The organism is Kitasatospora putterlickiae (assembly GCF_039527695.1).
In the GTDB taxonomy this organism is placed as follows: Bacteria; Actinomycetota; Actinomycetes; order Streptomycetales; family Streptomycetaceae; genus Kitasatospora; species Kitasatospora putterlickiae.
Genome location: NZ_BAAAKJ010000258.1, coordinates 9,580 through 24,104, shown reverse-complemented (window position 1 = coordinate 24,104; position 14,525 = coordinate 9,580). Strand labels below are relative to the sequence as shown.

Genomic DNA, 14,525 nt, shown 5'->3' with positions numbered 1-14,525 from the left:
CGTCGGCCGCCCCGCCGCGGGGGCCGCGCCGCCGCCGGTGGTGCCGCCGGTGCTCACGCTGACCTCGCCGCCGCCGGAGCCGCCCACCGCGCCGCCGGAGGCGCTGCCGCCACCGCCGCTGCCACCGCCGGGCCGGGAGTTGTTGGCCGGCCCGGTGGGTGAGGCGCCCGGCGTGATCGTCTGGGCGGGCGGCTGGCTCTGCGACTGGGTCGGTACGGCCTGCGCGGCCTTGTCCTTCGGGCCGTCGTCACCCCCGCCCTGATCGGTCATCAGCCAGATGACGAGGGCGGCGACCGCGACGACGGCGACGAGCACGACGATGCGCCGACGCCAGTAGATCGAGGCCGGCAGCGGTCCTACGGGTTGACGCAGAGAGGGCACGCCCAAACTCTACGAGACAGTGTGTGCCCCTTGACGCACCAACACCGCACAGTCACCCCTTCCTTCACATGATCCGCCATTTGCGCCGTTCGGGGGAGGCTGAATGGGGTGTTTTGCGCCCTTGACCGGAACTCCATGATCCGCTTCGGCTCCCGACCCGGGCGTGGGAGGATCGAAGGGCCATGGCTGCCATCACCGTCACCCCCGTCACCCCCGCCGCCCCCGAGACCCCGGTCGAAGGGCCGGCGCTCGCGCTGCCGCTGCCCGTCCTGCACGCGACCGTCCTCGACTGGTACGAGGCCAACGCCCGCGACCTCCCCTGGCGCACCCCGGACGCCTCGCCCTGGGCCGTGATGGTCAGCGAGTTCATGCTCCAGCAGACCCCGGTCAAGCGCGTCCTGCCGGTCTGGGAGACCTGGATGGAGCGCTGGCCGACCCCCGCCGACCTGGCCGCCGAGGCGCCCGGCGAGGCGGTCCGGATGTGGGGCCGGCTGGGCTACCCCCGCCGGGCGCTGCGCCTGCACGGCGCCGCCGTGGCGATAGCCGAGGAGCACGGCGGCGAGGTCCCGGACGACCACGCGACGCTGCTCTCGCTGCCCGGCGTCGGCGAGTACACCGCGGCGGCGGTGGCCTCCTTCGCCTTCCGCCAGCGGCACGTGGTGCTGGACACCAACGTCCGCCGGGTGTTCGCCCGCGCCGTGACCGGCGTGGAGTACCCGGCACAGGCCACCACGGCGGCCGAGCGGCGGACCGCGACCGCGCTGCTGCCCGACGCCGCCGCGACGGCCGCCACCTGGGCGGTGGCCGTGATGGAGCTGGGCGCGCTGGTCTGCACGGCCCGCGGTCCCGAGTGCGGGGACTGCCCGCTGTTCACCTCCTGCGCCTGGCAGCGGGCCGGCCGCCCGCCGTACGAGGGCCCGGCCCGGCGCGGCCAGTCCTACGAGGGCACCGACCGGCAGGTGCGCGGCAAGCTGCTCGCGGTGCTCCGCGAGGCGCACGGCGAGGTGCCGCAGGCCCGGCTCGACGCGGTCTGGCCGGACGCCGTGCAGCGGGCCCGGGCGCTGGACGGACTGGTCGCCGACGGTCTGGTCGAGCCGGTCGAGCAGGGCGTCTACCGGCTGCCCCAGTAGTCCCGGTGGCCCGGCGGGGCCCGAGAACGCGTGAGGGCCCCCGTCCGCCGATGCGGCGAACGGGGGCCCCGGTGCGTTCCGGCGTCAGATCGCGGAGGCCTCGATGGTGTCGGCCGCGGCGGCCTTCCGGCCCTTCCGGCCCTTGCCCACCTTGCCGGCCGCGTCGCCCTCGCCACCAGCGCCGCCCTCGCCGCCCTCGGCGTCGGACGGCGGGGTACCGGCCCCGCGCAGCGGCACCTCGCGCACGAAGACCGCGGCCGCGACCGCGATCACCGCGACGGCGGCACCCCACAGGAAGACGGTGTGCATGCCGTTGGCGACCGCGTGGTGGTAGGCGTCCTGGACCGGCGCCGGCAGCGCCTTGAGCGCGGCCGGGCTCAGCTGCGCCGGGTCGCCGCCCTGCGAGCCGCCCGCCGCGGCGGCCGAACCGAGCCGCTCGTTCATGGTCTCGGTGACCCGGCTGTTGAACAGCGCCCCGAACAGCGCCACACCGAACGAGCCGCCGATGGTGCGGAACAGGGTGGCGGTCGAGCTGGCCACGCCCATGTCCTTGAGCTCCACGCTGTTCTGCGCGACCAGCATGGTGATCTGCATCAGGAAGCCCATGCCGGCGCCGAGCACCACCATCCAGCAGGCGGAGGCGAAGCCCGAGGTGTCGGTGGAGAGGGTGGAGAGCAGCAGCAGACCGGCGGTCATCACGATGGTGCCGATGATCGGGTAGATCCGGTACTTGCCGGTCTTGGTCACCGCCTGGCCGACCACCAGGGAGATCACCAGCATGCCGAACATCATCGGCATCAGCAGCAGGCCGGAGTTGGTCGCCGAGGCGCCCTGCACGGTCTGCTGGTAGAGCGGCAGGAAGACGGTCGAGCCGAACATCACGAAGCCGACCACGAAGCCGATGATCGAGACCAGGGTGAAGTTGAGGTTCCTGAACAGCGACAGCGGCAGCATCGGCTCCTTGACCCGCTGCTCGACGTAGCAGAAGCCGATCAGGGTGGCCGCGGCCAGCGCGGTCAGGCCGAGGATCTGCTTCGAGCCCCAGGCGTACTCCTGCCCGCCCCAGGTGGTGATCAGGGTGAGCGAGGTGATGCCGGTGGTGAGCAGCAGCGCGCCGAGGTAGTCGATCCGGGCCTTGTTGCGGACCTTCGGCAGCTTCAGCGTGACGACCACGACGGCGAGCGCGACGGCGCCCAGCGGCAGGTTGATGTAGAAGGTCCAGCGCCAGTTCAGGTGGTCGGTGATGAAGCCGCCGACCAGCGGGCCGCCGATGGTGGCGAGGGCCATCACCGCGGCGAACATGCCCTGGTACTTGCCGCGGTCGCGCGGCGGGACGAGCGCACCCATGATCGACATCACGCCGACCATCAGACCGCCGGCGCCCAGGCCCTGCAGCGCGCGGAAGCCGATCAGCTCGGTCATGTCCTGGGAGATGCCGGAGAGCGCGGAGCCCACCAGGAAGATCACGATCGAGGTGAGGAAGATGCCCTTGCGGCCGTAGAGGTCGCCGAGCTTGCCCCAGATCGGGGTGGAGGCGGCGGTGGCCAGGGTGTAGGAGGTGACCACCCACGACAGGTGCTCGGCGCCGCCGAGCTCGCCGACGATGGTCGGCATCGCGGTGCCGACGATCAGGCCGTCGAGCATCGCGAGCAGCATGGTGACCACCAGGCCGACCATGACCAGGCGGATCTCGCGGGCCGAGCGGGGCGCTTCCTCCTCGGCCGGTTTCTTCTCGGGGGAGCCGGTGTCGGCCTTGGGGTGTGACATGGGTGGGTGTCTCCCGGGCAGGGTGTCGGGCGACCGGTGCGGCCTGCGGACGGCCTCCTTACTTGTCGCCCGGCTAGTTTGTGGACCGTCGGCACGGTAGGTTGTCCACTAGCCGGTCGTCAAGCCAGTTTTTCGGCGGGCTCCCTGGGCAGGAAGAATGGGCACGGGAGCGGACGTCGCACAGGTGTCCGCCGCCGCGCCGCGACGGCCGTCGGCCGCCGCGTGAAACGGACCACGAAGCAGGCAGAGGCAGGCGATGGGCACCACGCACGGCCCCCGTAGCGACACCCGGGCGCGCATCGTCGCCGTCGCCCTGGAGCTCTTCTCGGAGCAGGGCTACGAGCGCACCTCGTTGCGGGAGATCGCCGACCGCCTGGGCGTCACCAAGGCCGCGCTCTACTACCACTTCAAGACCAAGGAGGACATCGTCCAGGGCATCGTGGCGAGCACCGCCGCCCCGATCCACGAGCTGATCGCCTGGGGGCGTGAGCAGACCTGGACGCCCGAGGTGCGGGACGAGCTGATCCGCCGGTTCGCGGCCGGGATGTCCGAGCGGGCGCCGCTGCTGCGCTTCTTCCAGGAGAACCAGCCCGCGCTGCGCGACCTGGCGGCCGGGCGGGAGTTCCGGGACAGCATGATCGCGATGGTCCGGCTGCTGCACGGCCCGGAGGCGAGCTTCGAGGACCGGCTGCGCGCGGCGATGTCCCTGTTCACCATCAACTCGGCGCTCTTCCTGCTGCACCAGGACCAGCGGCCCGAGGACGACTGCCACGTCGACGGGGCACCGGTCGTGGAGCCCGGCCGGCAGGAGGCGGTCGAGGCCGCCCAGCACGTCGCGCTGGAGATCTGCCGGCTGATCGGCAGACCCGCGCCGACGGACTGAGCGGCCTCCTGGACCACCGCGCCGGGCCCCTCCTGGCGGGGGATCAGAAGTCGGTGACCCCACGCGCGGACAGATAGGCGATCGGGTTGATCACCGCGCCGTACTGGTTGGCGGAGCGGATCTCGAAGTGCAGGTGCGGGCCGGTCGAGTTGCCGGTGTTGCCGGAGCGGCCGATCTGCTGCCCGGCCTCGACGCGCTGGCCCGCCGACACCGAGATCGACGACATGTGGGCGTACTGGGCGTACTTGCCGTCCGCCAGCCGCAGCACGACCTCCTTGCCGTACGCGCCGTCCCAGCCGGCCGACACCACGGTGGCGTTGCCGACCGCGAGCAGCCGGGTGCCCGGGGAGACCGCGAAGTCCACGCCGGTGTGGTAACCGGCCGCGTAGTGGGCGTTGCGCACGCCGTACGGGTTGCTGGTCGGCGCGCCCGGGACCGGGGCGGACCACTGGGGAGCCGGGGCGGGTGCCGGCTCCGGTGCGGGGGCGGGTGCGGGCACGGGCTCCGGCGAGGGGGCCGGTTCGGGGGCGGGCGCGGAGGCCGGTTCGGCGGCGGGCGCCGGCTGCGGCTCGGCGGGCGGCGTGGGCAGCAGGTTGGCCGCGACCGCGACGTACTCCTGGGCCGAGGCCTGCTCCGAGGGCAGCGTGTACGGGCTCGGGCCCGCGACCTCGACCAGCGACGGCGTGCGCGCCGCCCCGTGCGGCGCGGTGAACGCCGAGCTGCCGGGGGTGGTCGGGGCGACCGTCTGCGCGGAGGCGCTGCCGGAGGCGGCCAGCAGCAGGGCTCCGGTCAGCACGGCCGCTCCGGCCGCGGCGGCGGTGGTGGAGTGGTTGCGGCCGGTCTGCCGGAGGAAGGAGTCGGCGAGCCGGCACAGGGCCGGCCCCAGAGGCGGGACGGAAGGCATGGAGCTCGACCTCATGAACGTACGGGGGGACAGCACGCGGAGCCCGTTCGGGCGCGCTGAGCGGGGGACCACTCAGGTGTAACCGTCACCGAGCGGAGTCCCAAACCGTGTGACGTACTACGGCGTGTAGTCATCCTCGCGTCGGGAATTCAAACCGACGGAGTAACGATCATGCGGTCGGATCGTCCGTTCGCGGGGCGCGGGCCGGCGGGTGTCACCCGGGCGGGCTACTACCGCCGCTCGTACCGGTGCCGGGGGTTGTGAGCAGCACCACCCGGAGCGCGGGTTTGAAACCCGTCCGGACAGACGGATCCGGCCCGCCCCCGCGGGTGCGGGAGCGGGCCGGATCGGCTCAGCGGTGCCTGGTCAGGGACCCGGCGTCAGTGCGCGGTCGATCAGTTGTCGACCGGGCGGACGCGGATCCAGGTCTCCAGGTAGTTCGAGGACTCGTTCTCGACCTCGATGCTGGTGCCCGTCTTCGGGACGATGACGCTGCTGTACGGGTTGTCCTTGGTCCAGTAGGACTTCAGGTCGGAGAACTCGTCCACGCCCTTGGCCTTCGGGACGACCGTCTCGACGCCGGCGCGGTGCAGGGTCAGCGAGTCGGTCTTGCGCGAGCCGAAGGTGGAGTCGTAGCCGTTGATGCGCGGGCGCATCAGCGTGCCGTCCTTCCACTTCAGCGGGTTCGGGTGCGAGTCGACCGGCAGGATCAGGCCCTGGCCCGGGTGGTTGGTGACGTTGTTGTCACTCTGCGACTGGTCCCAGTACCAGATCAGCAGGCCGGGCTGGTACGGGTAGTGCTCGACCCAGAGCGGCTTGTCGGCGAAGCCGAAGTTGTACGGGCCGACCTTGAGGGTGCGGTCGTACGAGACGTACTGGCGGTTCTCCGCGATGTAGTACTGGTTGTAGTCCTTGGTGAAGGACCCGGTGGTGCGGGAGAAGCCCTTGGCGGTCCAGCCGTTGTCGCCGTTCTCGGCGCCGTCGGTGAAGACGGTGGAGCCGTCGGCGGTGACCGCGAGCTCGTCCAGGGCCAGGCCCTTGAGGTGCAGGCCGCCGTCGGTGACGTAGCGGAAGCGGACCTTGACGGCCTTGCCGGCGTAGGCGTCCAGCGGGAGGACGAGGTCGCCCCACTTGTCGCCCGAGTTGCCGGACAGCGAGGCGTTGCCCGAGGGGTCCTTCGGCAGCGCGACACCGTTGAAGGTGCCGGCCAGCGCGGTCCAGTTGGTGCCGCCGTCGGTGGAGACCTCGGCGTAGCCGTAGTCGAAGTCCTGCTCGATGTCGTACCAGGCCTTGGCCGAGAGGGTGGCCGAGGTCTTGCCGGTCAGGTCGACGTCACGGGTCAGCGAGACGTTCAGGTCGTCCGCGCTGCCGCTCCACCACTCGTTGGCGCCCGCGTAGGGCTTGTTGACGGTGGTGGTGACGGCCTTCTTCGGCAGGTCGACGACCAGCGCCTGCGGGAGCCGGCTGTTGTACTCCGCCGGGCCGATGTGGTGGGTCGACTCGGTGCCGGCCTTGGCCTTGTCGTAGTTCAGCCAGCCGAGCTGGAGCTTGCTCCAGGCGTCGAGGTCGTTCGGCATGTCGCCGATCGAGTTCTTGCCCTCGCCCAGCCAGGAGCCCGACGACATCAGCGACCAGAAGCCGACCGAGTTGTCGATGCCGCTGCCGGAGGTGTCGTAGAGGTCCGGCAGGCCGAGGTCGTGGCCGTACTCGTGGGCGAAGACACCGAGGCCGCCGTTCTCGGGCTGCATGGTGTAGTCGCCGACCCAGACGCCGGTGCCGCCGACGGGGGTGCCGCCCAGCTTGTTGCCGGCCGGGCCGGTGGTGCCGGCGCCGGTGCCGTAGACGTACGAGCGGTGGGCCCACAGGGCGTCAGTACCCTGCTTGCCGCCGCCGGCCGACTGGTCCTCACCGGCGTGCACGATCTGGAAGTGGTCGATGTAACCGTCCGGCTCGTTGAAGTTGCCGTTCTGGTTGAAGTCGTACCGGTCCCACAGGTCGTACTGCGCGATGGCGGCCTTGATCTGCTCGTCCGTCTGGCCCTTGGCCTTCTGGTCGGCGACCCAGGTGTCGATCGCGTCGCGGATCAGGTCCTGCGCGTTGGCGCAGACGTGCTGGCCGCAGTAGTCCGAGCCGTAGCGGGCCTCGTTGTACTTGACCTTCACCCAGTCGGTGACCTGACCGTCCACCGAGTAGCGGCCCGAGGACTGCTTCTCGTAGTAGGTCTTCAGCGAGTCACCGGACTTGCTGAAGTACAGGTCCTGGTAGTGCTGCCGGTTGTAGTCGGCCTGCCAGAGGGTCGAGTTGTTGGTGGCCGCGTCCGGCTGCTCGATCTGGTTGCGCTGCGGACCGGGGGTCCCGCCGTACTTGATCTTGCCGTCCGGCGTCGTGGTGGTGTTGTCCACCTCGTCACCGAACTCCACCAGGATGGTGAAGATCTTGTCCGTGCGCTCACGGGCCAGCTCGACGTACTTGTTCTTGCCCAGCTTGACGCTGGAGCCGCCGCCGTGCTGCTCGATCTTGGCGGTGCCCGCGAGCAGCTGCTCGGTGGCGGCCTTCTGCTCGGCCTCGACCTTCTCGGTCAGCGGGCCCGGCAGGTTGTGCTCAGTGCTGGTCTGAACGGCATCGGCCGGGTCCGTCGGAACGGGGGCGGAGCCGGCGGCGACGGCCGTGCTCGGGAGCATGCCCGCGCCGAGAGCGGCTATGACCGCCGCGGCCGAGGCGACCGCGGCGGCTTTCCTGGTCATCTTCAACGTTGTGACGTCCTCCCCAAACCGGTCCGGCTCTTGGCCTTCCGGTAAACCAATGAAAGACAGGTGGACGTCATTTGATCCAAGCGTGGACGGAAAAGATAGACCTTGACCGTGACATGGCTACGGCGCTATCCTCCGCGACTTCGTATCATCTGACGCATCGTCAACAACATTGACATTAAAGACGACCGCAGCTTCGATCGCACCCGCACCGGCCCCCCATTCGGCCCTCGACCTGCCCCTTCGTGGGCCTGGTCACAGCTTCGGCGGCGGTGCGGAAAACGGTTTGGGCCCCCGGCGCGAACGCCGGGGGCCCAAACCGTTTGCTGTTATCTGTTAAATGTTGCTACTTCGTCAGGTCGGGACCCGTCGAGGCGACGGCGGCCGGGGTGTCCGCGACCGCGGTCTTCTCCTCGCCGCGGAAGGTGAACTTCGCTTCCTTGCCCTCGCCCTCGACACCGACGACCACGATGTGGCCGGCCCGCAGCTCGCCGAAGAGGATCTTCTCGGAGAGGTGGTCCTCGATCTCGCGCTGGATGGTGCGGCGCAGCGGCCGGGCGCCCAGGATCGGGTCGTAGCCGCGCTTGGCCAGCAGCTTCTTGGCCTCGACGCTGAGCTCCAGGCCCATGTCCTTGTCCTTGAGCCGCTCGTCCACCTTGGCGACCATCAGGTCGACGATCTGGATGATGTCGTCCTCGGACAGCTGGTGGAAGACGACGATGTCGTCGACGCGGTTCAGGAACTCGGGGCGGAAGTGCTGCTTGAGCTCCTCGCCGACCTTCGCCTTCATCCGCTCGTAGCCGGTCTGGGTGTCGCCCTGGGCCGCGAAGCCCAGGTTGAAGCCCTTGGAGATGTCCCGGGTGCCGAGGTTGGTCGTCATGATGATGACGGTGTTCTTGAAGTCGACCACGCGGCCCTGGGAGTCGGTCAGGCGACCGTCCTCCAGGATCTGCAGCAGCGAGTTGAAGATGTCCGGGTGGGCCTTCTCCACCTCGTCGAAGAGGACGACGGAGAACGGCTTGCGGCGGACCTTCTCGGTGAGCTGGCCGCCCTCCTCGTAGCCCACGTAGCCGGGGGGCGAACCGAAGAGCCGGGAGACGGTGTGCTTCTCCGAGAACTCCGACATGTCGAGGGCGATCAGCGCGTCCTCGTCGCCGAAGAGGAACTCGGCGAGCGTCTTGGAGAGCTCGGTCTTACCGACGCCGGACGGGCCGGCGAAGATGAACGAGCCGCCGGGGCGCTTCGGGTCCTTGAGGCCCGCGCGGGTGCGCCGGATGGCCTGGGAGAGCGCCTTGATGGCGTCCTTCTGGCCGATGACGCGCTTGTGCAGCTCGTCCTCCATGCGCAGCAGCCGGGAGGTCTCCTCCTCGGTCAGCTTGAAGACCGGGATGCCGGTGGCGGTGGCCAGGACCTCGGCGATGAGCTCCTCGTCGACCTCCGCGACGACGTCCATGTCGCCGGCCTTCCACTCCTTCTCGCGCTTGGCCTTGGCCTGCAGGAGCTGCTTCTCGTCGTCGCGCAGGGACGCGGCCTTCTCGAAGTCCTGCGCGTCGATCGCGCTCTCCTTCTCGCGGCGCACGTCGGCGATCTTCTCGTCGAACTCGCGCAGGTCCGGCGGCGCGGTCATCCGGCGGATGCGCATCCTGGAGCCGGCCTCGTCGATCAGGTCGATGGCCTTGTCCGGAAGGAAGCGGTCCGAGATGTACCGGTCGGCCAGGGTGGCGGCGGCGACCAGGGCGGCGTCTGTGATGGAGACCCGGTGGTGGGCCTCGTAGCGGTCGCGCAGGCCCTTGAGGATCTCGATGGTGTGCGGCAGCGACGGCTCGGCGACCTGGATCGGCTGGAAGCGGCGCTCCAGCGCGGCGTCCTTCTCCAGGTGCTTGCGGTACTCGTCGAGCGTGGTGGCACCGATGGTCTGCAGCTCGCCGCGGGCCAGCATCGGCTTGAGGATCGACGCGGCGTCGATGGCGCCCTCGGCGGCGCCCGCGCCGACCAGGGTGTGCAGCTCGTCGATGAACAGGATGATGTCGCCGCGGGTGCGGATCTCCTTGAGGACCTTCTTCAGGCGCTCCTCGAAGTCACCGCGGTAGCGGGAGCCGGCCACCAGGGCGCCCAGGTCCAGCGTGTAGAGCTGCTTGTCCTTGAGCGTCTCCGGGACCTCGCCCTTGACGATCGCCTGGGCCAGGCCCTCGACGACGGCGGTCTTGCCGACGCCGGGCTCACCGATCAGCACCGGGTTGTTCTTGGTGCGGCGGGACAGCACCTGCATGACCCGCTCGATCTCCTTCTCGCGCCCGATGACCGGGTCGAGCTTGGCCTCGCGGGCGGCCTGGGTGAGGTTGCGGCCGAACTGGTCGAGGACCAGCGAGGTCGACGGGGTGCCCTCGGCGGGCCCGCCGGCCGTGGCCGACTCCTTGCCGCCGGGGGTCTGGTAGCCGGAGAGCAGCTGGATGACCTGCTGGCGGACCCGGTTGAGGTCGGCGCCCAGCTTCACCAGGACCTGGGCGGCGACGCCCTCGCCCTCGCGGATCAGGCCGAGCAGGATGTGCTCGGTGCCGATGTAGTTGTGGCCGAGCTGCAGGGCCTCCCGGAGCGACAGCTCCAGGACCTTCTTCGCCCGGGGGGTGAAGGGAATGTGACCGGACGGGGCCTGCTGGCCCTGGCCGATGATCTCCTCGACCTGCTGGCGAACGGCCTCAAGAGAAATCCCGAGGCTCTCCAGGGCCTTAGCGGCGACACCCTCACCCTCGTGGATCAGACCCAGGAGGATGTGCTCGGTGCCGATGTAGTTGTGGTTGAGCATCCGGGCTTCTTCCTGAGCCAGGACGACAACCCGCCGCGCGCGGTCGGTGAACCTCTCGAACATCGTTTATCGCTCCTCAGAGCGGTCGGGCAGTTCGGGGTCCGTCCCCGCCCTGTCCTTCCGCATGCTAGTCCCGCTCAGCGGCGCGGCCCACGGATTCGCTCCCTTGAAGGGGAGCGAGATGCTGCGCGACCAGCCGACACCAATCCCAACCCGATGCTGGGAGACGGTGTTCCCGCCCGCGGGCCGGATGCACCGGATACCGCTACGCCATCGGCGAACAACCTCCGCCGCGACGCCGCCGGTGGGTGTCCGACCGGTCACGCGTCCTACCCCGGGCGGGGTCACGGACCCCGTCCCTCTGCATTCATACCCGGTATCGGGGTGGTTCTCGCGCAGTTTCCGCGGTGGCGGTGTTCGCCTGGCGAGAAGTCGTGCCGTCGCTGACGGTGTGCGCCGCGGGGCGCGGAGGGGTTCCCTCCGCGCCCCGCGCGTGTGTCGCGGACGCCTCAAGCGCCGCCCGGGACCCCGCACCCGTCCGGACGGCCGGGCGTCACCCGGTTCAGGACGCGTTGGCCTTCTCGTAGGCCTCGCGCACGTTGCTGGGGACGCGCCCGCGGTCGTTGACCTCCAGGCCCTGCTCCTTGGCCCACGCGCGGATCTTGGCGGTGTCCGGGACGCTGCCGGACGGGCGCGGCGCGGAGCCGCGGCCGGCGCGGCGGGTGCCGGCGAGGCGGCCGCTCTGCTTGCGCCCCTTCTCCACGTACGGCGCCAGCAGACCGCGGAGCTTGTCCGCGTTGGCGCTCTTCAGGTCGATCTCGTAGGCAACGCCGTCGAGCGCGAACGTGACCGTCTCGTCCGCCGACCCGCCGTCGAGATCGTCTTCAAGAATGACCTGCACCCTCTGTGCCACGGGCTTCCCTTTCCGCTAAACGACCCATTGCCTAAGGAAAGGAAAGCGCCTTTTCCCGGAAAACACAAACCCCTGGCCGCGTCCGGGGGCGGCTCACAGGTGCAGCAGCATGCGCGAGTTGCCCAGTGTGTTGGGCTTCACCCGCTCCAGGTCGAGGAACTCGGCGACACCTTCATCGTACGAGCGGAGAAGTTCTTCATAGACATCCGTAGCGATCGCCGCCGGGTCTGTCGTACCATCATCGGTTTCCTGGAGCTCCCCGATCTCCACGAAACCGTGTTTCGCGAAGAAGGCGACCTCGAACGTCAAGCAGAAAATCCGACGGACGCCGAGCCAGCGGGCGGTCTGCAGCAGCTTCTCCAGCAGCAGGTGTCCGACGCCGTGGCCCCGGCAGGACCGGTCGACGGCGAGGGTGCGGACCTCGGCGAGGTCCTCCCACATCACGTGCAGCGCGCCGCACGCGACCACCGTCCCGTCGTCGTCGCGTTCCGCGACCCAGAACTCCTGCACCGATTCGAACAGTGTGACGGTGGGCTTGTCGAGCAGAATCCCGTCACGCGCGTAGGCGTCGATGAGCCCGCGCACGGCCCGTACGTCCGTGGTCCGCGCCCGGCGGATGGTGACCTCCATGCCGGGACGTTATCGTGCCGGCCCCGATCCGGTCTCCCCGGTATCCGGTCCGCTCTCCGGGGAATCCGCGGCGGCCGGATCGGACGGGAACAGAGCGGCCACCCGCAGCGCGTCCCGCAGCGCCTCCCGTTGCTCCGGTGACATCAGGCCGAAGAAGTGCACCAGGGCGGCCGCCGGATTGTCGCTCGTCGCCCACGCGTCGTTCATCAGCGCCGCCGTGTACGCCTCGCGCGAGGAGACCGGTTCATATCGATAGGCCCGCCCCGCGCGCTCCCGGCGGAGCCAGCCCTTTCTGTGCAGCTTGTCCAGGACGGTCATCACCGTGGTGTACGCGATTTCGCGTTCCGACCGCAGATCCAGGAGAACCTCGCGAACCGTGACCGGTCGGTTCCACCGCCACACCCGGGTCATGATGGCGTTCTCAAGTTCGCCGAGTTGCCGGACCATAGTCCGGCCAGGATAGGGAGTGAATGGGGCAAATCTTGTGAAGTGCCGCCAAACCGGCGCGCCGCCACCCCCGGAATGCGGGAATGGCGGCGCGCGGTGTTCGCGGGCGGCGACGGGGTCAGTCGACCAGGTCCTCCTTGGCCTTCTGGTTCCCGCCCTGGCTGCGGATGATGGCCCGCACCAGGAATCCGAAGCCGATCGCCATGACCAGCGGCGGGACGATCGCGCTGACGTAGTCCATCAGGTCACTCCTCCTCGGTCTTCTCCGCCGTACCGGCGGACGCCTTGGGCTCCGGCTTCACCAGCGGGAAGAGCACCGTCTCCCGGATGTTCTTGCCGGTGAGCAGCATGATCAGGCGGTCCACCCCGAGACCGAGGCCGCCGGTGGGCGGCATCGCGTACTCCAGGGCCCGCAGGAAGTCCTCGTCGACCTGCATCGCCTCGACGTCGCCGCCGGCCGCGAGCAGGGACTGCGCGGTGAGGCGGGCGCGCTGCTCGACCGGGTCGACCAGCTCGGAGTAGGCGGTGCCGATCTCGGTGCCGAAGATCACCAGGTCCCACTTCTCGGCCACGCCCGGGACCGAGCGGTGCTGGCGGGTCAGCGGGGAGACCTCGGTCGGGTAGTCCTTGATGAAGGTCGGCCGGACGGCGTTCTCCTCCAGCAGGCGCTCGACCATCTCCAGCACGATCTGGCCGTGGCCCCACTCCTTCTCGAAGGGGATGCCGTGCCCGGCGGCCAGCTCGCGCAGCTCCTCGACGGAGGTCTCCGGGGTGACCTCGGTGCCCAGGCGGGCGGAGATGCCGGGGTAGACGGCGATCTCCTCCCAGGGCTCGGCCAGGTCGATCTCGTGCTCCACGCCGTGCGGGTCCAGGCCCTTGATCACCGTGGTGCCCAGCGCGTCCCGGGCGGCGTTGACGATGGTGGCGCGGATCAGCTCGGCCTGGGTGTCGTAGTCGCCGTAGGCCTCGTACGACTCCAGCGAGGTGAACTCGGGGTTGTGGGTGGAGTCCGCGCCCTCGTTGCGGAAGTTGCGGTTGATCTCGAAGACCTTCTCCGCGCCGCCGACCACCAGCCGCTTGAGGTACAGCTCGGGGGCGATCCGCATGTAGAGGTCGATGTCGTACGCGTTGATGTGGGTCTTGAACGGCCGCGCGTTGGCGCCGCCGTGCACCGGCTGCAGCATCGGGGTCTCGACCTCGATGTAGCCGCGCTCCTCGTAGGTGCGGCGGATCGAGCGGACCACCTTGGAGCGCAGGTGGAGGATCTCGCGGGCCTCGGGGTTGACGATCAGGTCGACGTACCGCTGGCGGACCCGGGCCTCCGGGTCGGTCAGGCCCTTGTGCTTGTCCGGCAGCGGGCGCAGGCACTTGGCGGTGAGCTCCCAGCGGTCCACCATCACCGACAGCTCGCCGCGCCGGGAGGTGATCACCTCGCCCTCGACGCCGACCTGGTCGCCGAGGTCGATGTCGGACTTCCAGGCCGCCAGCCGCTCCTCGCCCAGCTTGTCCAGGGAGAACATCACCTGGAGGTCGCCGGAGCCGTCGCGCAGGGTGGCGAAGCAGAGCTTGCCGCCGGTGCGGGAGAGGATCACCCGGCCGGTGATGCCGACCCGTTCACCGGTCGCGGTGTCCGGGGCGAGGTCCGGGTGCTTGGCCCGGAGGTCGGCGATGGTGCTGGTCCTGGGGAAGCCGACCGGGTAGGGGTCGACGCCGGCGGCCCGGAGCCGGTCCAGCTTCTCGCGCCGGACGCGCATCTGCTCGGGAAGGTCGTCGGTCGCGGGGATAGGGCTCTGATCGCTCACCCCACCAGGGTAGCCAGCCGCGACCGGTGCTCCGCCACGGGATTACCGTGCCGCGCGGTGCGGAGGGGCCGCCGGGAACGGAACCGGGGAGGCCGTGCCGGACCGATCCGGCGCG

General features: G+C 70.1%; 10 protein-coding genes and 2 pseudogenes. 2 read left to right on the top strand and 10 right to left on the bottom strand.

Annotated features, from left to right (window positions below):
- Positions 1 to 381: pseudogene (locus tag ABD308_RS26455) on the bottom strand (hypothetical protein); the annotation flags it as partial.
- Positions 382 to 563: 182 nt separating this feature from the next.
- Here ABD308_RS26455 and ABD308_RS26450 point away from each other — a divergent pair.
- Entirely contained in the window at positions 564 to 1,511 is a 948-nt protein-coding gene (locus tag ABD308_RS26450; RefSeq protein WP_344339301.1) for an HhH-GPD family protein, read from the top strand.
- An 84-nt stretch (positions 1,512 to 1,595) separates the two neighbouring features.
- Here ABD308_RS26450 and ABD308_RS26445 read toward each other — a convergent pair whose 3' ends face one another.
- Positions 1,596 to 3,278, bottom strand: coding sequence for an MDR family MFS transporter (locus tag ABD308_RS26445; protein WP_425554852.1), 1,683 nt, complete (start codon positions 3,276 to 3,278; stop codon positions 1,596 to 1,598).
- A 256-nt stretch (positions 3,279 to 3,534) separates the two neighbouring features.
- Here ABD308_RS26445 and ABD308_RS26440 point away from each other — a divergent pair, with 256 nt between their 5' ends.
- On the top strand, positions 3,535 to 4,161 hold the full coding sequence (locus ABD308_RS26440) for a TetR/AcrR family transcriptional regulator (RefSeq protein WP_344339298.1): 627 nt from the start codon (positions 3,535 to 3,537) through the stop codon (positions 4,159 to 4,161).
- A 43-nt stretch (positions 4,162 to 4,204) separates the two neighbouring features.
- Here ABD308_RS26440 and ABD308_RS26435 read toward each other — a convergent pair whose 3' ends face one another.
- From ABD308_RS26435 to lysX, 8 genes and pseudogenes are all read right to left on the bottom strand, one after another.
- Positions 4,205 to 5,065, bottom strand: coding sequence for a M23 family metallopeptidase (locus tag ABD308_RS26435; RefSeq protein WP_344339294.1), 861 nt, complete (start codon positions 5,063 to 5,065; stop codon positions 4,205 to 4,207).
- A 395-nt stretch (positions 5,066 to 5,460) separates the two neighbouring features.
- On the bottom strand, positions 5,461 to 7,809 hold the full coding sequence (locus ABD308_RS26430) for an immune inhibitor A domain-containing protein (protein ID WP_344339291.1): 2,349 nt from the start codon (positions 7,807 to 7,809) through the stop codon (positions 5,461 to 5,463).
- Between the two features lie 352 nt (positions 7,810 to 8,161).
- On the bottom strand, positions 8,162 to 10,681 hold the full coding sequence (locus tag ABD308_RS26425; RefSeq protein WP_344339289.1) for an ATP-dependent Clp protease ATP-binding subunit: 2,520 nt from the start codon (positions 10,679 to 10,681) through the stop codon (positions 8,162 to 8,164).
- Between the two features lie 499 nt (positions 10,682 to 11,180).
- Entirely contained in the window at positions 11,181 to 11,531 is a 351-nt protein-coding gene (locus ABD308_RS26420) for a histone-like nucleoid-structuring protein Lsr2 (RefSeq protein WP_344339286.1), read from the bottom strand.
- A 93-nt stretch (positions 11,532 to 11,624) separates the two neighbouring features.
- Entirely contained in the window at positions 11,625 to 12,161 is a 537-nt protein-coding gene (locus ABD308_RS26415; RefSeq protein ID WP_344339283.1) for an amino-acid N-acetyltransferase, read from the bottom strand.
- A 9-nt stretch (positions 12,162 to 12,170) separates the two neighbouring features.
- Complete coding sequence (locus tag ABD308_RS26410; protein ID WP_344339281.1) at positions 12,171 to 12,608, bottom strand: BlaI/MecI/CopY family transcriptional regulator; 438 nt, start codon at positions 12,606 to 12,608, stop codon at positions 12,171 to 12,173.
- A gap of 118 nt (positions 12,609 to 12,726) precedes the next feature.
- Entirely contained in the window at positions 12,727 to 12,849 is a 123-nt protein-coding gene (locus tag ABD308_RS26405; RefSeq protein WP_344339279.1) for a hypothetical protein, read from the bottom strand.
- Positions 12,850 to 12,853: 4 nt separating this feature from the next.
- Positions 12,854 to 14,395 (bottom strand): annotated as a pseudogene (gene lysX, locus ABD308_RS26400) (bifunctional lysylphosphatidylglycerol synthetase/lysine--tRNA ligase LysX); the annotation flags it as partial.
- Between the last annotated feature and the right edge of the window lie 130 nt (positions 14,396 to 14,525).

Excerpts from the sequence above, each read along its gene's own strand:
- ABD308_RS26450 (WP_344339301.1), top strand. The coding sequence starts at position 564 with ATGGCTGCCATCACCGTCACCCCCGTCACCCCCGCCGCCCCCGAGACC.
- ABD308_RS26445 (WP_425554852.1), bottom strand. The coding sequence starts at position 3,278 with ATGTCACACCCCAAGGCCGACACCGGCTCCCCCGAGAAGAAACCGGCC.
- ABD308_RS26440 (WP_344339298.1), top strand. The coding sequence starts at position 3,535 with ATGGGCACCACGCACGGCCCCCGTAGCGACACCCGGGCGCGCATCGTC.
- ABD308_RS26435 (WP_344339294.1), bottom strand. The coding sequence starts at position 5,065 with ATGCCTTCCGTCCCGCCTCTGGGGCCGGCCCTGTGCCGGCTCGCCGAC.
- ABD308_RS26430 (WP_344339291.1), bottom strand. The coding sequence starts at position 7,809 with ATGACCAGGAAAGCCGCCGCGGTCGCCTCGGCCGCGGCGGTCATAGCC.
- ABD308_RS26425 (WP_344339289.1), bottom strand. The coding sequence starts at position 10,681 with ATGTTCGAGAGGTTCACCGACCGCGCGCGGCGGGTTGTCGTCCTGGCT.
- ABD308_RS26415 (WP_344339283.1), bottom strand. The coding sequence starts at position 12,161 with ATGGAGGTCACCATCCGCCGGGCGCGGACCACGGACGTACGGGCCGTG.
- ABD308_RS26410 (WP_344339281.1), bottom strand. The coding sequence starts at position 12,608 with ATGGTCCGGCAACTCGGCGAACTTGAGAACGCCATCATGACCCGGGTG.
- ABD308_RS26405 (WP_344339279.1), bottom strand. The coding sequence starts at position 12,849 with ATGGACTACGTCAGCGCGATCGTCCCGCCGCTGGTCATGGCGATCGGC.